Here is an 18,913-nt window from a genome sequence, read left to right on the forward strand (position 1 = left end):
TTATCTCCCGCTAAATATGAAGAGGCGTATTTTCAGAGGCTTGAAAGTGTCTAGCGAAGCCTGGGAAGTCCAAAAATCTTGAAAAATATACTACAAGCGTAGTCGGTTTTTCTTTGAGAAAATAGGTGCTTTATGAAATTAGTAAATTTGCTTATTGTTATGTTTTTGTCGAGTTCTGCGGTGGCCTCAAATGAGGACAATATCAAACAGAGGATTTTAGATGTAAATGCACCGTTCTGTGTGGAGCTTAAAAAGGAACTAGAGCTTGTATCTTATAACTACGAAAAATTTGCGCCTAATGGAAATCTTGAGAAGAAACAATTTGTTGGCGGGAGTCGACTAAAAAACAATCCGAATGATTACTATCTGCGGGTGAATGCTTATGACATTTCCAACGATGGTGTAGATGATCTTATTGCTACTGATTGGATTCAGAAAGGTCAAGGAAACTTCTATTTAGCTGTGTATGTTTATTCAAATCGAGGGGATCTTTATGCAAATAGGATTGAATTAAAAAAATTTTTAATGGATAAGAAAATCAGCCCAAGACACAAAGATGGGTATTTCCCATTGATTTTAGAAAAATTTAATATTACATCAAATTATGGTGATGAAATTGAAGAGAATTTTGTTGGTTATAACTTAATTAGGCCAATAGTTTTTAAGGGAGATATTCATCTTCTTGCTGAGAAAAATAGTGAAGGTAATAAGAAACATCTTATTTTTACTATAAAAGGAGAGTTAAAAAACTTAAATTTAAGTTGCGTTATTTGAATGTCGAATCAAGAGTTCCGGACTGCTGCAAATAATTTGAATTTGAATCAACAACAAGCTTCAGATCTCTTAGAAACAACGCAGGAGACCTATCAGAATCAATTGGAAAATCGCTTAAATCAAGCGCCTTATGACATTGATATTAACGATTTGCCGCGATCCAACATGAGAGCTGTATTGCTAGATCTGGTCTTTAATGGGGGCCAAGGGTTGATTGGCAACGAATAGGATCAGATGACAAACTCATTATCAATTGTACTAGTCGCGATCTGATCTGCATCAATCCCTCGACGCAGTCGATTTTTTATTTTGCTTGCGGCAAACGTGCAATCACCTTGATTTCAACATCGAAACCGGCCAACCAGTTGACGCCGATGGCGGTCCAGTTTGGGTACGGTGCTTCACCGATGTTTTTCTCTCTTACCGCCATGAAAGTTTCAAATTGTTTTTCGGGATCGGTATGAAAACTGGTCACATCTACCACATCCTGAAATGTGCAACCCGCTGCTTTTAAAACATTGTTTAAATTATCGAAGGCCAGTTGCACCTGGCGCGCAAAATCCGGTTCGGGTGTGCCATCTATTCGACTTCCAACCTGCCCGGAGATAAAAAGTAAGTCGCCGGATTGTATTGCGGCTGAGTAACGGTGTTGCTCATAGAGCGCATGCCGCTCTGCCGGAAAAATTGCCTGACGCTGGTTCATTGTTGATTCCTCTATAAAAGTGACTGATAGCCAGCCCTATGGACTAAGCAAATGTTGAGTTAACGGATCGATCCATTTAACATACGGCGCGTATGTAAATAATAAATACATACGTTTCGTATGTAAATAGATGAATTCCGGAGGGCTGGTTGTATGAAACGAGCTGAGAAAGTCGAAGATACGCGCCGCAAGCTCATCCAGGCGGCACGTAGAGCCTTTGCTGAAAAGGGTTACGCTGCGGTTTCAATGGATGACATTACCGCATCTGTAGGTCTCACTCGTGGTGCTCTCTATCACACCTTTGGTGACAAGAAAGGGTTACTACAGGCAGTGGTGGATCAAATAGATACGGAGATGGCATCTCACGCCCATGCAGTGGCAAGTGAAGCGGCGAGCTTATGGGACGGGTTAATCGCCGAAGGAGTCGCTTACGTGAAAATGGCCCTCAACCCGGAAGTGCAACGAATAGTTTTGCTCGATGGTCCAGCAGTTCTTGGCGATCCATCCCAATGGCCGAGTCAAAATAATTGTCTCCAGATGACAATTCGTACGCTCGACAAATTGATTGAGGAAGGTACGGTCAATCCTGTAAATACCGAAGCGGCAGCGCGCTTATTAAATGGGGCAGCATTGAATGCTGCATTATGGATCGCTGCTAGTGACACTCCCGAGGACGTCGTTGATAAAGCGATTGAAGCGTTTCTGTGGATGGTCGATGGGTTGAAAATCACCAAGCCATAAAGTGAAACAACTGGCAACTTGAATTTTCCAATTAACAAAAAAAGTTTCAACATCGGCTAGCTTAATAAGGATAAAAAAATAGTATTCACTCTTAATGAGAATAGAGAGGATGAGATCCTGTTTATTTTCCACGTAGCGGCATTCGTCTCAGACGATTTTAAATGATGAAAATACTAGTGAGGTATAACAAAGTACTGATCCAATCGGGCAAAAAGATTTTTTCTCAAAAAACATGGGAGGCAATGTATTCGTAACATTGCCGATGAAAAGCCGGGACTCGCAGGACTTGGATTGCGAACCCCGACCCAACCAAAAATCTACATCGATAACTGTTCCCTAATATGCAAATCAATCCTGTCAATCACCCGCGCAATACTGTTGAGTGCCCATTGCGGTAATTTCACGCGCTCATTAACTTCATAAAACAATTTTTCCAACACATGCGTTTGGCAATACAGTTGGTAAATCGCATCTTCATCCGTTATGACTGGCCATGGTTTGCAAAGTACAGTGATCGCTTCGCCGGCGGGCGAATGAATTTCAAGGCGGGATTTTTTGTAATACGCGTATTGGATTTGATCGAGTTTAATAATGCAAACGGAAGGTGAAGCGGAGGGAGGAGTAACATTATCCATAATAGTGTCTCTGTGTTGAGGTAAGGTATCCCACCTCCATGAGGTTGCAACTCATGGAGGCGACTGGACAAGGTTGCAACCACCGGCCTCAACAACACCGGCCCGCCCGAAGGCGGCCTCATCCAGCCGCCATAACACAGGCGTAGCTGTACGAGGACACAAAACACCAGAAGTGTCGTGTGCCTGTTGAGAATTACCGGGGGTTGCAATCCCGACAGCGTTTTTTTCGCTGCGGGGGCAGAGTAGTGGAAGCGGTTGGTGCTGTCAATTCGATGAAATAATGAACATCGTTCTTACAGGCGTTAGTGATGACATTGGTTTAATTTCAGTTAAAGGGGCAGCAAAAAGAACGAAGAGGGAGTATGAAACAAGAACGTTTTATATTCGGAGAATCATGTGAGTGAAACAGATGCCAGTGAACAGAATCAGCATGCTTTCGTGATAATTTCGTGATGATTGCGCATAACGTTTCGCGCATTCTGCCTGTGCTAATAACTTCACAGGAATCATATTATGAAAAAAAATCTTATCGCTGGTTTGATTTCACTCTCTGCACTTCCGTTGCTGATGGCTACCCAGGTATTTGCTGCTGACTACAGTGTAAAAATAGAAAACCTCACCCATGGCACCTACTTCGCCCCACTGCTTGTTTCAGCGCATCCAGTAGGAATAACGCTTTTTACTAGTGGCATGCCTGCTTCAATAAGCCTGCAAAAAATGGCGGAAGGCGGTGATATTAGTGGCCTTGAGGCTGATTTGATGGCAGTAGGCGCAACTAATGTTGTTAATCCAGCCGCGGGATTATTAATGCCAGGGAAATCTACTATTGCACACCTCGCAAACCCGGCTGCTGCGAATACCCAGCTATCGATTGTCGCCATGATGGTGCCAACCAATGATGGTTTTGTAACTTTGAACAACCTCACGCTACCTACTACGCCAGGTATCTATACCTATCTTTTGAATGCCTATGATGCTGGTACTGAAGCTAATAATGAGATTCGGGGTAGCGGTGCAGTGGGTATGGCAGGTATGCCGGTTCCGCCGCCACTGGATGCACTTGTCGGTACAGGTGGTGCGGGAATCGGCGCAACGGCTGAAGGTTTTGTGCATATTCATCGCGGGGTATTGGGAGATCACAATTTGACGGGCGGCATGAGCGATATAAATGCATCGAGTCAACGTTGGTTGAACCCGGTGGCTCGTGTGACTATCACGGTTCAATAAGGAGCGTTACGATGAAGCATCAATTATCCAGCCTCATTTGTATTGCTCTCGTGCTTGGTGGCTGTGGTGGAAGTCATTCAACATCACACACTAAATCGTCCAGTTCGATGGCAATAAGTAGCATGATGGCTGCCAGCAGTAATACGGCAATGATGAGTAGTATTGCAACCGTTAGCAGTCAAATGGCTAATTCGAGTATGGCCGCTACGACCGAATTAAAATATTCGATAACAGTGACCAACCTCACCGCAGGGCAACCTTTTTCACCACTGACCTACAGTTTTCATTATTCGGGGTTCAGTCCATTTACTATCGGAATGCCTGCGACGATTGGCCTGGAAAAAATAGCCGAGTCCGGTGCAAACGATGATTTTTTAGCAGCGGCAATGGCTAATCCTGATGTTGTACTGGCTGATCATGCTGCCGGGTTAACCCTCCCCGGTGAAACCAAAATGTTAAGCGTAAACTTGAATAGCGAAATGGCGAACATCAACCAACTGCGTTTTAGTGTGGTGAGTATGTTGGCTAACACTAATGATGGTTTCAGTGGCGTTAACAGTATTGCCATTGGTGAGCTTGCTGTGGGTGAGAGCCTGACAATAAATGCAATGAGTTATGACGCAGGCACGGAAATGAATAGCGAGTCTCAAGCTACAATACCGGGGCCAGCAGGTGGGGGCGAAAGCTTCGCTGCACGGGATGACATGGTTAATCATGTCACTATGCACCCGGGAGTAGTTACCCGAGACGATGGCAAGATGGATTCAACGCTCACGCAAATGCACCGCTGGGATAACCCGGTTGCAAGAATCGTCATTACTCGTCTAACACCTTAAGCGGAATTTTCTGAAGTTATATTTGATAACTTCAGATTTTTTGCGTTTTTTAACGGCTGTTAAACCTTGCAAATTGCATACTTATTGATTTCGCATTTGCTCTTAATAAAAACGATACGCCGCATAAAAATCGGAGAAGTTACATATGTCAAAAACCAATGTTGCTGCGTTATACCCATCGTCACGTCATCGATTCCTGATTATTGAAGACGAAGCGGACCTTGGCAATTTGATTAAACTTTATTTGCAGGATTTTCATGCCGATATCGAATGGGTTGGACGCGGGGACATTGGTCTTCAAAAAGCATTAAGTGAACAGTGGGATTTGATCATTCTGGATCTCAGATTGCCAGGTATGGACGGATTGGAAATTTGCCGCACGCTGCGCAGCAAAGGATTTGAATATCCACTAATGATGTTAACCGCTCGTTCCACCGAACTGGATCGTGTATTAGGTTTGGAATTGGGGGCTGATGATTATCTCACCAAACCATTTAGCTCACTCGAGTTGGCGGCGCGCGTACGCGCATTGCTGAGGCGCGCAGCGCGCGCACAGCACATAGATGCACAAGAGCCTACGCAAATTACCATTAACCAACTCAGCCTGGATAAATTGCAACGTCGAACGTTATTAAACGATATTGATATTGAAACCACTGCCCGCGAATTTGATTTGTTATGGTTTTTTGCCAACAACCCTGGACGTGTTTTCAATCGTGCTGAATTATTGGATAAGGTTTGGGGATACGGACACGAAGGATATGAGCACACAGTAAACAGCCATATCAATCGCTTGCGCGGCAAAATTGAGCGAAATCCATCTGCGCCGGAATATTTATTAACGGTATGGGGCGTTGGTTATAAATTCTGTGAGAACAACTAATGATGAATCGTTTAAAGCCAGGCCTGTTTTCTAAATTGTATGTGCGTTTGGCGCTGGCGTTTGTGGGGCTGTTTTTGCTGCTGGGGCTTGCCTTTTTAGCACTTGCCAATTGGAGTAACAATCGCTATTACGAAGAGGTAACCCAAAACCTTAATCAAAGCCTGGCAATGTATATTGTCCAGCGTGCACCACTTATCCACAATAACATTGTCAATCAAGCCGCTATGGTTGAATTGGCGACATTGGTAATGACGGTAAATCCCATCGTTGAAGTGTATTTGCTGGATGAGACAGGCAAGGTGCTCTCACACACTTTACCTGCCGATACAGTGTTGCGCACGTATGTCTCTCTTCAACCGCTACAGGATGTGTTGGCGAAAAAAAATCCTTTTCCTGTTTTGGGAGAGAACCCTCGCGTACAGCACGGGGAGCAGATTTTTTCAGTCTGGCCAGTGATTGACGATAACAAACTTGCGGGTTATCTCTATGTGATTCTGGGGGGGCAAAATGTACAAAGTCTTAGCGCTACACTGCGCGGTAGTTATATTTTAAAACAAAGTTTCGCCGGGCTTGTAGTAATTTTATTATTTGCAATCGTTAGTGCGTTATTAATTTTTGCTGTGCTCACTAATCCTTTACGCAAATTGGCACAACAAATGGATAATTTCCAACAACAGGAACTTCAACCCCACACATTGGAAAAACCTGTAACTGTAACTCCAATCAGCGATGAAATAGCTTATCTGCGCTCTGCATTCATTGCCATGCGCAATCGCATCCATGAGCAAATGCAAAAACTGGAAGAAACGGACCGTTTACGGCGCGAACTTATTTCCAATGTATCTCATGATTTGCGCACGCCACTGTCCTCCATGCAAGGGTATCTGGAAATGCTGACTCGCCCGGCTATTACCGCGGAGGATCACCAACATTTTATGGATATTGCATTCAAACACTGTCGCCGCATGACCCGGCTGGTGAAAGAGCTATTTGAATTAAGTAAATTGGATGCGGGCCGGGAAGTACCACAATTCGAAAATTTTTCGCTAGCGGAGTTGTTGCAAGATGTGGTTCAAAAATATTCTCTGCACGCACAACAAAAAAATATCAGCTTGAGGGCTGCGTACACCGATCAATTATATATGGTCAATGCTGATATTGCCCTGATTGAGCGAGTCCTGGAAAATCTTATTGATAATGCCCTGCGCTACACCCCAGAAAATGGTCATGTAGAAATTACCCTTACACAAAAACCACACTGTGTGGAGGTTGGTGTGCAAGATACCGGTATTGGCTTGGCTGCAGAAGATATTCCCCGCATTTTTGAACGGTATTATCGCGCACAAAATCCAACCGGCTATCACGAGCAAAGCACGGGATTGGGATTAGCGATCGTAAAACGAATATTAGAATTACACGGTAGTGTAATCCGGGTGGAGTCGATTCCCCAGGAGGGAACTCGCTTTGAATTTCTATTGCCGATGCAAATGTCAACTAAAAAAGCAGCAGCATAATTTTCTCCAGTCGATAAGGCATAACAACTTCAAGAGAATAGCGAAATGGTAAACAATAATTCGGAGTTCTTACTTAATGCCGCACTGTTAAGGCAAGTGATTTATATAAGCCTAATTATTGGAAATTTTTTATTTATCATGCTCCATCCAACAGATTTTCGTATTAGCGTTGTTCATGCTCTTTCTGTTGTACTTTAATGAGGTGATGATCATCAATAGGCTTGGAAACCCCTATCACTTCACTTTTTAACGCTTACCTTGGTGGTAGAAGTGGTTTGCGTTATTCAATGACTTCAATTTTTACCTCAATGATACCTGACGATACACTTGCTATGCTGCTAAATGCAGATTTCGAAAGATCAAGGATTCGGCCTCTAATAAAAGGACCGCGATCATTAATTTTCACGATAACCGTTTTTCCATTCGCCAAATTAGTAACCCTGACTTTCGTACCAAAAGGCAAGTTCTTATGGGCTGCTGTATTTAGTTTATGATCGTAAATTTCTCCGCTTGCAGTTTTCTTCGCTTGATGCAGGTTTGCATAGAATGAGGCTTTGCCTGTTTCGGTATAGCTTGGTCGATCCCTGGTCGCCGTAGATTGTGCAGAAGGATCTACTGGTTTCATTGAGCTACAACCCCACATAAAAGCAGAGATAAGTATTGCAACCAGTGTCTTTACAACGAATCTCATATTGTTTCCCTCTCTATTATCTGTTGCTTAAGACTGAATGATAAAGAATTAATTCACCGGAATGCGAGCAGAAATATTATCCAATTGGTTTGGAAAACTTGACTAAAGCGGCCTCTCCGTGATCATTTTGTTTATAATCGCCGCTCTGTGTAAAAAGAAAGGGTGAATAGATTGCATACGCCATTGATAACACAACAAGGGTTAGAAGATCTAAGAAAAGAACTTGATGAGCTGTGGAGGGTTGAGCGGCCGGATGTTACGAAAAAGGTGTCCTGGGCGGCAAGCCTGGGGGATCGCAGCGAAAACGCGGATTATCAATATAATAAAAAGCGCCTCCGGGAAATAGATCGCCGTGTTCGATACCTGCGCAAATGCCTGGAGAATCTTAAAGTAGTGGAATACCGCCCGGAGCAGGAAGGGAAGGTTTTCTTTGGCGCCTGGGTTGAAGTTGAAGACGATGATGGCCGAATTTTGAAATTTAGAATTGTTGGCTACGACGAAATTTTTAATCGCAAAGACTACATATCCATCGATGCTCCGATGGCCCGTGCATTATTAAAAAAACAGGTGGGTGATGAAGCCGATGTAAAAACAGAGGCGGGCACTACAACCTGGTACATTAATTCAATCCACTATGAAAAATAGTTTTCGAATTGAATGTTATGTGAAGGGCGCGAATTAATTGGAGTGAACGTTCATGGCATATTGATTGCTGTGTGCTTTGTCTAATTGTTGTGTCCAGCCTTATTCAATTATTGGGATTGATTGCCATGAGAAAATATACTGTTTCCGGATTGTGGATTATTTTATTACTAATACTGTCGGGGTGTAGCCAGTTTTTAACACAGCCAGCGCTTCAGGCCGCGGATATTAAAGAAGGTGCTCTATATGATTTGCGCAGCCAAACGCCAGTTTCACGCGATCAATTAATTAATAATATCCTCGCCAGTGATTATGTAGTGCTCGGCGAGCGCCATGACAATCCACAGCACCATGAGTTGCAATTGTGGGTGCTGCAACAACTCCAGGCGCAGCAGTGGCTTACGCAATTAAGCCTGGAAATGATTACACCGCAACAACAAAAAAACTTCACGGCACTTTCTCCGGCACTCGCGGAAAATAAGGCAGCACTGCAAAAAGCACTGGCATGGCCCGATGATGGCTGGCCATGGAATGACTATGATGATTTGGTGCAATTGGCGGTGAAAAATTCCATTCCGTTGAGTAGTGCCAATGTAGATCAGGACGAGATCAAGGCATTGTATAAAGGGGACAAACCATCGCCGCATGTGTTGTTGAGCCCGGAAGCAAAAGCGTCGCTCTTGCGCGATATAGAGGAATCCCATTGCGGATTTATCAAGGAACCGCAAACCAGCAATATGTTATCAGTCCAATTAGCGCGCGATGATGCGATGGTCACCAGTTTACTGCACACCAAACGCGGTGCAGCGCTAATCGCGGGTGCATTCCATGCGCGCAAGGATTTGGGTTTTCCGTTGCATTTGCAACAGCGCGCTGCTGGTAAAACACTAGTGTCGCTCGCATTTGTAGAATCGGATGAAGTGGCTACCCAGGAAAAACTGGCGGCCCTTGCGCAACAATATGATGTAATTTGGGTTACGCCAGTACATACCCGTGAAGATCCTTGTGCGGCATTTACCAAATCCAAATCCTAATACATCAATTTTTAATGGTGATGTTTTTGCCCGGATTTTTCCGGGCAAGCAACTGTTTTAAAAAGCGATTTGAAAAAAGTTTACCGATCAGCAAATACTTTTTGATAAAACGCCAACTCTGCCTCCAATGCGCGCTGGATTGTTTGCGCCTGGCGAAAACCGTGGGCCTCTTCGGCAAAAGCCACATATTCGGTATAAATCCCTTTTGCGGTTAATGCATTGACCATCGCTTCTGCTTGCGCAGGCGGTACCACTTTATCTTGTAAACCCTGTAAAAAAATCACCGGACAATTTAATTGTTCAATGTGATGTATTGGCGAGCGAGCGCGATAAGTTGCCTGTTCTTGTGGGTAGGCACCAACAAGTGAATCAAGGTAATGCGCTTCAAATTTATGCGTATCTTTTGCCAGTGCCTCAAGGTCACCAATACCGTACAAACTTGCACCGGCTTTAAACGCATCGCTGAAGGTTAATGCGGCTAATACGGTGTAACCACCTGCGCTGGAGCCGCGAATAGCCACTTTATTTTGATCGACAAGGTTTTGTGCAATTAAAAAATCTACGCCACTGCATGCGTCGATTACATCGGTAACACCCCAATTATTTTTTAAGCGATCACGATATTGGCGACCATAACCGGTGCTTCCCCGATAATTGACATCCAGCACTGCAAAACCACGGCTGGTCCAGAACTGGATTTTTAAATTCAATCCGGTTTCGGTTGCGCCGGTTGGGCCACCGTGGCACATCACCAATAACGGTGGGAGGGAATCGAGCACCGGTGAAACCTGTGCATTGGTTGGGCGATAAAAAAATCCGTGCGCATATTCACCATCGCGTGTGGGAAAGGTAATGGCTTCTGCTTGCGCAATAATATCCTGTGTAACAGGCGAGCTATTACCGGTGACTGCATTGATAGCATGCCCGCTGTAACCTTGCAGTTGTGAACCTTGTATTGCGCTAGCGGCCAGAAACCAGGCGCGATTATTATTGCAATGGATGGCTGAAATATCGCGAAATTCTGTTGCAATGGGTTGCAATTTTTTTGCGGCAATATTGATAACACCAATTTGCCAGGTCCCGCGTTGGCTATAGCAACAAAAAATTTCCTGTGCATTTAAAAAACCGTAAGTGCTCATGCCGAACACCCATTGCGGAGTGGCAAATTCCGCGTCTAGCGCAACAATTATCTCGCTACTGTGGCTATTCCAGCGATAAATATTCCACCAATTGCTGCGGTCAGAGATAAAATATAATTGATTGTCTGGCGACCATTGCGGTTGGAAAATGGATTCGGTTTTGCCCCCGGCAATGATTTGTTCCTGCAGAATATTTCCGTGGTTATCCAATTGTGCGAGCACACACTCAGTGCCATCCCACGGCATTTGCGGATGATGCCAGCGCAAATAACTTAAATGATTTCCATCCGGGGAAATGCGGGGGTTCGAATAAAAATCAGCGCTTTGTGCGAGTGTGGTCAGGGCGAAGTTGTACAAATCAATTGCGATAATATCGGCAGCAGGACTATGGGTACCTACCGTGTAGTCTTCACGCACGGCTAATAAACGGTGGCGTTGTTGGTCGTAGCAAAAATCCGCATAGCGATAAGCACCCGCAGGGCTAATGGGTTTGGTTTGTTGTGTTGCAATCTCATATTGATAGAGCCGTTGATCGCTATCCTGCACATAAAAAATAAACATTTCAGTGGCGAGATAAGACGAGCCGCCATATTCCTGTGCGCGTGTACGAATGCTTAAGGGGGCCGGGAATAGGTCGGCGCGTTGACCCGCATGTTCACACACCAGCACATTGCGCCCTTTTTCTTGCGGGCGGGTTTCCAGCCAGTAAAGTCGATCACCTACTGCTTGTGGATCACTGATGCGAACACCCTGGGCAGTGAGTAATTCTGTAGTAATGGGGGATGGCCAGTGGCCGTAATGATGGCTATTCATAAAACGAACTTTGTCTTGTGAGTGAATCCGCATTAATCTACGCATTTAATCCCACAATGCAATGCCAAATTATGTCGGAACCCAATACCGGTTTTACCCCTGAACAATTGCGCGCCTGGTTGCCGCCGCTCGATAAATCCCCCGCCGCAGTGTGGTGGGTTGGTTTTAGTGGTGGCCTGGATTCAACTGTGCTCCTGCATGCGTTGGCGCAATTGAATTTGCCTGTGGCATTGCGTGCTCTGCATATCAATCACCAGATTTCCCCCAATGCCGATGCATGGCAAGCGCAATGCGCCAGGTTGTGCGCTGAATTAAACATCCCCTTTCTTGCGCAAAAAGTGCAGGTAAAAAATACCGGCAAAGGAATTGAGGATGCTGCCCGCGAAGCGCGTTATCGCGTGTTTGAACACCATGTAGGCAGCGATGATTATTTATTCACTGCACATCATAGTAATGATCAGGCCGAAACATTGTTGTTGCGGTTGATGCGCGGCACTGGGCCGCGTGGTTTGGCTGGCATCGCTAGTGAGCGTGAATTAATGGGTGGTGGAAAATTAATTCGCCCGCTGTTGCATTTTTCCCGCGCAGATCTTGAAGCTTATGCGCATGCTCACCAATTGCGGTGGAGCGATGACGAAAGCAATCAGGACGATCATTACGACCGCAATTTTTTGCGTAACCGGGTAATGCCGTTGTTGCACAATCGTTGGCCGGCTTTTATGCGCAAGTGGCAGCAAACCGCCGAATTATGTGCTCAACAGGAAAATTTATTGGATGAATTCGCGCAGCAGGATTTTGTTCGCGCTACTCCACGCGCTGAACGGATCGGGCAGAGTATTGATTTGGTGTGGCTGAAATCTTTATCGGTCGCGCGCCGGCAACATTTATTGCGATACTGGTTGCGACAATTGAAATGCGAATTACCGGAAACCGCGCATTGGCAGCAGTTGGAAATTCAATTATTGAATGCGCGAGAAGATGCCGCGATAAAAATTACCTGGAATAAACATTCGCTACAGCCTTATCAGGAGCGATTATTTTTATTACCGGGTGAACTGCCGGTAATGGAGCTTCAGTTGGTAGAAACCATCGCGGCAAATATCGAGGCAAAATATTTGCGCGCGGATTTACCGGATTTGTATATTCGTTATCGCACCGGGGGTGAACGTTGTAAACCGGCGGGGCGCAGGCACTCGCAACTATTGAAAAAATTATTGCAGGAATATCAGCTGGAGCCCTGGCTTCGCGATTCGGTGCCGCTTCTATACAGTAAAGAAAATCTGGTTGCCGTCGGCGATTTATGGGTTTGCGACGGTTATGTGGCGCAGGTTGGTGAACCGGCATTGCAATTGGTGTGGTGCCAACGCTGATATTTATGGCACTGACTTTTCGGCGAAATTTATAAAACAATTTGCGTTTAGGATTTGGATTGAATATTACGCAATAAAAAACGGGAGGCTTTTGGCCTCCCGTTTTTTTATGGGGTGAAAGCTGCTGTATTAGAACAGGTAAACCGCTCCGGATGCTTCCAGGCTGTTGTCGTTTTGATCCAAAACGCCTGCCGGCAAGCTTGAAGCACTGCTACTGCTTTGGCTGGAATTTGACGTTGCCGATGCATAGCCGCGACCCGCTTCGCGATGTGCACCCACGGCCAGGGTTTGGCCATCGCCGGATAAATCTACATTCAAGCCAAAGCGATCATCTTTGTCGGTGTTGCTGGCTTTAACGTAGCTTTGTTGGGTCCACACACTGTTGTTGCGAGTGTATACAAATACGGCACCGGCACGTTCCGCACTGGTGTCGCCCTGGTCGCCATTAATACCTTTGGCGTTGCTTGGATCGCGGAACGAACCTACGGCAAGGGTTTTGCCATCTTGCGACAGGCTGACATCACCACCGAACTCGCCACCGATAGTGACTGTGGAGGGTTTTAAATAAGCTTCCTGGGCCCAGGTAGTTCCTGAACGCGCGAATACATACACGGAGCCCGAGAACAGTTGTTTGGCGATTTCCTGTACCTTGGCTTTATCAATATTGTCAGCGTTGCTGGTATCCAGTTTATCCGTAGTATCACCCCTTGCGCCGACCACCAAGGTATTGCCATCACCGGAAATATCCACGCTGGAACCGAACAGGGTAGAGAAGAAGGTGGTTGCTGGTTTCAGGTACGCTTCCTGGGTCCAGACTGCATTGGTACGTGTGAATACATAAGCTGCACCATTATTCAAACCATAACCGGTGTAATAAGCATCTTTACAGGTGAGGTCCATGGTGTAAGTGCCATCCGTGTTGTTCTGGTAATAGCAAGAGTTATCAGCCTGGTTACCATTCACGCCTTTGGCCTGGCTATCTTCACCGATTGCACCCACTACAATCGTATTACCATCAGCGGAGAGCGCGATGCTGGTACCAAAAGCGTCCCCTTGCTCGGCGTTGGAGCCCTTCAACTGGGCTTGTTGCATCCAGCCATCTTCGCGGCGAATAAAGATATGTACCGAACCGGAGTTGGTTCCGCCGCTATAAGAACTGGTTGAGCTGCTTGAGCTGGATGAAGATGAACTACTTGAGCTGCTGCTTGATGAGGACACACTGGAGCTGCTGCTACTGGACGGGTAATAAATAACACAAGCGGGCATGGAGGAAGATGTGTACATCTCAATTCCGCTTTTCGATTTACTGTCACTGGTTGCACCCACTGCCAGGGTTTTGCCATCACCGGATAAAGCCAGGGTTTCACCGAAGCGCAATTCAAGGGCAGCATAGCTGGCTTTGACATAGGCATCCTGGGTCCAGGTTTTGGCTGCACGGGTAAATACATAGACTGCACCGGTATTAGTGCTTCTTGCAGTGTAAGTATCATCGGCAGGATTGGAAGAGTTGTAAGTTCTGTCCTCATAGTTGTCCTGGTTGCAGTTGATGCCGGTGGATAGGCTATCTTCCAGCAATGCCGAGACTGCCAGGGTATTGCCATCATCTGATAATGCAACTTTATAGCCGAAGCGATCATTTGCCAGGAACCTGCTGGCGTTAACGTTAGGTTGTTCGGTGTTGGAGGCTTTCAAATAAGCCTCCTGGACCCATACGCCATTTTCCTTCACAAATACATACACTGCACCGGAGTTAGTGCTGTCGTTGTTGGTTTGGTCGCCGCCACTGCCAGTGGCTTTACTATCTTCTGCGGGTGCCCCAACGGCGAGGGTCTTGCCATCGGCAGACAGGGCGATGCTCCAGCCAAAGGTGTCAAACGTATCGCCATTGGATGCTTTCAGGTAACCGATGGCTTTAATCATTTCGGTTGCGGTAAAAGTAAGATCGGATTTTTTACTGCAACCCGTCGCATCACACGCTTCTACGTAATAGTAGTTATTGACCCAGTCGTGCACATGCACACCGATTTCATCGGTAGCCGTTGTGGCTGTCAAATCACCACCAACCTGGGTGATGCCACCAGTTGCTGCATTGTGCTTGTACAGCCTGTAAAACGTAGCGCCTTCCACGGCACTCCATTGGAAACTGAGTTGCTTTGGATTTTGGGCTTCTACCTTCACGCTCGGCCAAATGCCGGAACCATTTGCCGGAACCGAGGCGGCGCTGAAGCTGCTGCGTGACGATGAGGAAAGGCTGGAAGACGAAGAACTGGCTGAGGACTTTTTGTCGCTACCGCCACCGCAAGCGGTTAACAACAATGAACCTGCCAATAATGATAAAAGCAGGGCGGAGCGCTGTATCAGCGGCGAGAAACGATCAATATTCATTCAGCAAGTTCCTGAGGGTTAAAACTGGTCGGTGATTCTGTGTGTCGCGACGTCTGGTGTCAATCAAATCGCCAGCGACAGGCACTAATGATTTCACCTTACGGGCAAAACAGGGTGGCATAAAGACCGTCAAACAGGGGAATTGGTTCATTGCCCCTGACGGTTCTGTGCAATTTGATTTATGCAGCTGAACGCTTGTCTATTTATGCTGCTACACAATCTACCTTGAATCGTATGGCTAGAGTTGTGAGCAATTGTCAAAGCAGCTGGCCGTACCTGCGGCCAGCTACTTTGTTGTGGGGTCATAGGGTTTTCAGGTATTCAACCAAGGCTAAACGCTGGTCATCGTTGATGGGCGGCAATTTGCGCATCTGCGGTTTACCATCTGCGTCCTTCACGGGGCGACCATTGCTATCCAATACAAACACAGGGGTAACTCCGGCGGTATATTCATGGCCTTTATTAGAGTTTCCGGGCAGGCTGGTATCGAACACAAATAATGAAGGATATCGGGCTGGGTCGCGCTGCACGAAACCGACTTTGATCGGGTCCAGTTCCAGGGCTCCAACTGTAAAGCGGTTGGGGCGACAGGCTTTGCCACCAGCGATTTCCCCATCGCTACAACTGGGCAGGAATAATTCATACAAGCTGGGCACGGAACCGTTGTGTAAGTAAGGTGCAGTTGCCCAAATACCATTTAGCGGGCGCGCTTTATACGCAATCAGGGTGCGCGGATCCTTTTTATTCACGACTTCATAATCCAGGTGGCGCTGCGTGCTCTTGATTGGATTGTCGCTGGCGGGCGCTGATTGTCCGGATGCCCCTGCTGCAATTCCTCCTGTTGCCAGGCTTAGGGCCGGTAACACCGGTGTCACCGCATCAAAGTTTTTGGAGCTTGGATCGCGCGGGTCCAGTTTTTGCCCCTGGAACAGGCCGCTTTTGCCGGTGTACTTCAACGCGTTTATTGCCATCAATGGGTCGGTACCAATGGTCTGGAGGCTGGAAAATTGCGCAATAACCCGGCGATTGGGATCTGTGCGCTCAATAGCGCTATGGCAACCCAGGCATTGATATTCCATAAATATTGTGCGGCCTTTTTCTGCCAGGGCCTGGTTGATTGGCGGTAAAACCTGTTGCCTGGAGAGGTCCTCCCAGCGCGGTGACCACAGGTTTGCAAGACTGTGCTCCATCAGCTGCAGGTTGCGTATATTGACTGACGAGCGATAACCCCTGATACCGTCCTGCTGGTGCAAATCAAAACTCGCAAAGACACCCAGCGCCTCACCAACGTTACGCCCGATTGGGCCATCACCCTCGTTATCACCAATGCCATTCCATTGGACGAAATCGTGTTGCGGTGTATCCCACAAAAAGGGATAGCTGACAGGGGCATTGGCCGGGTTAACGTTAGCCGGGTCCTGGGGTGTTAAATGGTTAAGGATGCGGTTATAAATACGGCCGAAGGCATCCAGCCGCGCATAACCATAAGCGACTGATTGTTCGCCAACACGCGGCTCATTGGCTTGGTTATAGCGATGGATTTGCTGTGCTGCTTGCACCAGCTCTGCCCGGAAGGCTTCCTTTTGTTCGGGATATTTTTCTTTCAATACATTGCGCGCGAGGCGCTCGAATTTTTTGGGTTGGTCGATACTGGCTTGCAATGAGCTGGCAAGGTTTTTCAGCATCAAATCCATATCCGCCAAGGGGGCGCCACCGTCGATACGGATTGCTGTGCCCTTGTAATTGACCTGGCTGGTATGGCAAGCGGCGCAGGTAAAGCCGATGTATTCCTTTCCTTCATAGTTATCTTTAACCCAGCCGACCGGCAACGAATCCGGATTTTCTGCGGAGGCTTTCTGTGGCAGATAGCGCAGGCGATTCATATTTTCATCGCTACGGAATAATTGCTCGCGATCCGGCAGCTCCAGGTGCAGGAACAGATCGTAGGGAATCAGGTTGGATCCCTGGGTAGCATTGTAGAACCACACGCTTTCAGCGGCACTCCAGTTTTGTTCAGGGTAAACCACGCGCTCAGCGCTGTCGCCAAGGCTGTCCTGCTGTAGCACTTTGGCATTGCGCTCACCAACATTTGTGTCTTGTGGCGGAAAGGTGCAAGCAGATATTCCAGTCAGTGTGATCGCCACCGCGAGATGTGCAATCCGGAATGGTGAGTGACGAAAAAACGATGATAAAAAATGGTAGCGAGTATGAAAGTCCATGTTTATTCCTTTATAACTAAAAGCAAAAGAGTAGCGGACTAATGATGATTTGTTTATTGCGTGAACAGTTTGGCCCGCAATATTCAAACAGTCGTCCATCAAATTGTTATAGATGAAAAAACGGCAAAAAATAAAGTTAAAAAAAGCACCACGCTTAAGGAACTATTCAGTTTCGCCCAAGCCTTAAAGACTGACATTAGCAGATTGTGTCGTGTAAGGCATCGGCGATTCCGTACCTGTGATGGCGAATTGTCACCTTTGCATCCGCAATCTGGTAATAAAGTAACACCTGAAGGAACGCTTCAGGGTATTTTGCGGTATCGGCAGCTTTTGCTTGAACTGTAATAAATAGTGCGTAGACTGCCGCCTCGCCGCATCAGAAGGACTTCTTACGGAACCGAGTGGCGAATAATCAACCAGCAGAACAGCATCGCAGTATCGGGTTTAAGGTGTTGGACTGTACATAAAAAGCGCAGCAGGAAGTTCTATGTTATTGACTCCATTGTTTGTAGATACGCCGTTAAACAATCGATTGGGCCAATCTGTCCGTGTAGGTGTCTATCACCTCCAACATCAAGGGCGCGACTACGTATTTGTCGCTGCACCTACCCAGCAAGCCTCCAGCTTTGTCGGTAAGAATGCCGAACCTTTTGCGTTCCAATTGCGTGAAAAACTGGCGCTGGATGCGCGTCGCATGGAATTAATTGAAGTGCGCGAAACGCTCGATGATATTCATCTTTTTCGCTGGCGTTTTGAATGGGTGGGAAATTCACCGTTATCCGCGCGCAGTGAAGAAATTACCTCTCCCGGTTTGCGTGCGACATTACTGGCATTAATCAATGTGGAGCAGGAAGCCGCTGTTGCCAACGGCTGAGTGAACTGCCAATCCAATTAATTAATCAGGTCTGGATTATTCAGGCGTATCTTGCGGTGGTATTGGCGTATCTTTTTTATCTTTACGCCAAAACCAGCGGCTGGGTGCCCTGGTAAATTTTTCGAACTGTTCCTGTTTATGTGCGGCATTGGTGAACCAATAATAATCATTGGTGGTTTTTGGTTTAAACCAACCCTTCACCGGCTCGATAAATTCGATAGCGAGTTTGGGCATCCCCAGTTTGCGATCTGAATTAAAACTGTGGTTCCAATGAACCAGTAAGTCGCGTTTGGCCAGTGCGATGGCCAGCTCTTCAGTATCTGCCTGGATTAATTTACAAGTGACAAAGCCAATTACAGGTTCCGGTGCATCACTGTAATTTTCAAAAAAAATATTCTCGCCAGAGAGTACAACTTTGTAATACGTCATAAAT

The 18,913-nt window shown here is 46.5% G+C and carries 18 protein-coding genes; 11 read left to right on the top strand and 7 right to left on the bottom strand.

The window, feature by feature from the left end; genetic code table 11:
• The first annotated feature begins 132 nt into the window (after positions 1 to 132).
• Positions 133 to 774 (top strand): hypothetical protein, encoded by a 642-nt coding sequence (locus tag A596_RS04285; RefSeq protein WP_039912898.1) that lies wholly within the window; start codon positions 133 to 135, stop codon positions 772 to 774.
• Between the two features lie 304 nt (positions 775 to 1,078).
• On the opposite strand, the gene A596_RS04295 is transcribed toward A596_RS04285, so the two are convergent.
• A complete protein-coding gene (locus tag A596_RS04295) occupies positions 1,079 to 1,477 on the bottom strand; it encodes a RidA family protein (protein ID WP_039912900.1) in 399 nt (132 codons plus the stop codon).
• Between the two features lie 153 nt (positions 1,478 to 1,630).
• Here A596_RS04295 and A596_RS04300 point away from each other — a divergent pair, with 153 nt between their 5' ends.
• Positions 1,631 to 2,218, top strand: a complete 588-nt coding sequence (locus A596_RS04300) for a TetR/AcrR family transcriptional regulator (protein WP_039912901.1) — start codon at positions 1,631 to 1,633, stop codon at positions 2,216 to 2,218.
• Between the two features lie 317 nt (positions 2,219 to 2,535).
• Here A596_RS04300 and A596_RS04305 read toward each other — a convergent pair whose 3' ends face one another.
• Entirely contained in the window at positions 2,536 to 2,853 is a 318-nt protein-coding gene (locus tag A596_RS04305) for a hypothetical protein (RefSeq protein ID WP_039912902.1), read from the bottom strand.
• A gap of 513 nt (positions 2,854 to 3,366) precedes the next feature.
• Here A596_RS04305 and A596_RS04310 point away from each other — a divergent pair.
• From A596_RS04310 to A596_RS04325, 4 genes are all read left to right on the top strand, one after another.
• Positions 3,367 to 4,080 carry a spondin domain-containing protein gene (locus A596_RS04310; protein ID WP_039912903.1) on the top strand — a complete coding sequence of 238 codons (714 nt, stop codon included), beginning with the start codon at positions 3,367 to 3,369 and terminating at the stop codon, positions 4,078 to 4,080.
• Positions 4,081 to 4,091: 11 nt separating this feature from the next.
• Positions 4,092 to 4,916 (top strand): spondin domain-containing protein, encoded by an 825-nt coding sequence (locus A596_RS04315; protein ID WP_052417223.1) that lies wholly within the window; start codon positions 4,092 to 4,094, stop codon positions 4,914 to 4,916.
• Between the two features lie 145 nt (positions 4,917 to 5,061).
• Entirely contained in the window at positions 5,062 to 5,799 is a 738-nt protein-coding gene (locus A596_RS04320; RefSeq protein ID WP_052417224.1) for a response regulator transcription factor, read from the top strand.
• On the top strand, positions 5,799 to 7,313 hold the full coding sequence (locus A596_RS04325) for a sensor histidine kinase (RefSeq protein WP_084128037.1): 1,515 nt from the start codon (positions 5,799 to 5,801) through the stop codon (positions 7,311 to 7,313). Before A596_RS04320 ends, A596_RS04325 begins: the two co-directional genes overlap by 1 nt.
• A gap of 280 nt (positions 7,314 to 7,593) precedes the next feature.
• Here the strand turns inward: A596_RS04325 and A596_RS23715 are convergent, their stop codons facing one another.
• On the bottom strand, positions 7,594 to 8,004 hold the full coding sequence (locus tag A596_RS23715) for a septal ring lytic transglycosylase RlpA family protein (RefSeq protein WP_039912904.1): 411 nt from the start codon (positions 8,002 to 8,004) through the stop codon (positions 7,594 to 7,596).
• Between the two features lie 171 nt (positions 8,005 to 8,175).
• On the opposite strand from A596_RS23715, the gene greB reads away from it, so the two are divergent.
• Together greB and A596_RS04340 are read left to right on the top strand one after the other, a co-directional pair.
• On the top strand, positions 8,176 to 8,649 hold the full coding sequence (gene greB, locus A596_RS04335; RefSeq protein WP_039912905.1) for a transcription elongation factor GreB: 474 nt from the start codon (positions 8,176 to 8,178) through the stop codon (positions 8,647 to 8,649).
• 125 nt (positions 8,650 to 8,774) lie between these two features.
• Positions 8,775 to 9,680 carry a ChaN family lipoprotein gene (locus tag A596_RS04340; RefSeq protein ID WP_152600095.1) on the top strand — a complete coding sequence of 302 codons (906 nt, stop codon included), beginning with the start codon at positions 8,775 to 8,777 and terminating at the stop codon, positions 9,678 to 9,680.
• Positions 9,681 to 9,760: 80 nt separating this feature from the next.
• Here A596_RS04340 and A596_RS04345 read toward each other — a convergent pair whose 3' ends face one another.
• Complete coding sequence (locus A596_RS04345; protein ID WP_039912963.1) at positions 9,761 to 11,632, bottom strand: S9 family peptidase; 1,872 nt, start codon at positions 11,630 to 11,632, stop codon at positions 9,761 to 9,763.
• A gap of 17 nt (positions 11,633 to 11,649) precedes the next feature.
• Here A596_RS04345 and tilS point away from each other — a divergent pair, with 17 nt between their 5' ends.
• A complete protein-coding gene (gene tilS / locus A596_RS04350) occupies positions 11,650 to 13,002 on the top strand; it encodes a tRNA lysidine(34) synthetase TilS (protein WP_235425618.1) in 1,353 nt (450 codons plus the stop codon).
• 129 nt (positions 13,003 to 13,131) lie between these two features.
• Here the strand turns inward: tilS and A596_RS04355 are convergent, their stop codons facing one another.
• Together A596_RS04355 and A596_RS04360 are read right to left on the bottom strand one after the other, a co-directional pair.
• Entirely contained in the window at positions 13,132 to 15,387 is a 2,256-nt protein-coding gene (locus A596_RS04355; RefSeq protein ID WP_039912906.1) for an FG-GAP repeat protein, read from the bottom strand.
• Positions 15,388 to 15,689: 302 nt separating this feature from the next.
• Positions 15,690 to 17,606, bottom strand: coding sequence for a di-heme-cytochrome C peroxidase (locus A596_RS04360; RefSeq protein ID WP_052417227.1), 1,917 nt, complete (start codon positions 17,604 to 17,606; stop codon positions 15,690 to 15,692).
• 69 nt (positions 17,607 to 17,675) lie between these two features.
• Between A596_RS04360 and A596_RS04365 the strand changes: the two genes are divergently transcribed.
• Together A596_RS04365 and A596_RS04370 are read left to right on the top strand one after the other, a co-directional pair.
• Positions 17,676 to 17,951 (top strand): hypothetical protein, encoded by a 276-nt coding sequence (locus tag A596_RS04365; RefSeq protein ID WP_152600096.1) that lies wholly within the window; start codon positions 17,676 to 17,678, stop codon positions 17,949 to 17,951.
• 142 nt (positions 17,952 to 18,093) lie between these two features.
• The gene (locus tag A596_RS04370) at positions 18,094 to 18,480 is read left to right on the top strand and encodes a hypothetical protein (RefSeq protein ID WP_039912909.1); all 387 of its coding nucleotides are present in this window, start codon (positions 18,094 to 18,096) and stop codon (positions 18,478 to 18,480) included.
• Positions 18,481 to 18,516: 36 nt separating this feature from the next.
• Here A596_RS04370 and A596_RS04375 read toward each other — a convergent pair whose 3' ends face one another.
• Positions 18,517 to 18,909: a hypothetical protein gene (locus A596_RS04375; RefSeq protein ID WP_039912910.1), complete on the bottom strand. Its 393-nt coding sequence runs from the start codon at positions 18,907 to 18,909 to the stop codon at positions 18,517 to 18,519.
• Positions 18,910 to 18,913 lie beyond the last annotated feature (4 nt).

The organism is Cellvibrio mixtus subsp. mixtus J3-8 (assembly GCF_000766945.1).
Taxonomy (GTDB): Bacteria; Pseudomonadota; Gammaproteobacteria; order Pseudomonadales; family Cellvibrionaceae; genus Cellvibrio; species Cellvibrio mixtus_A.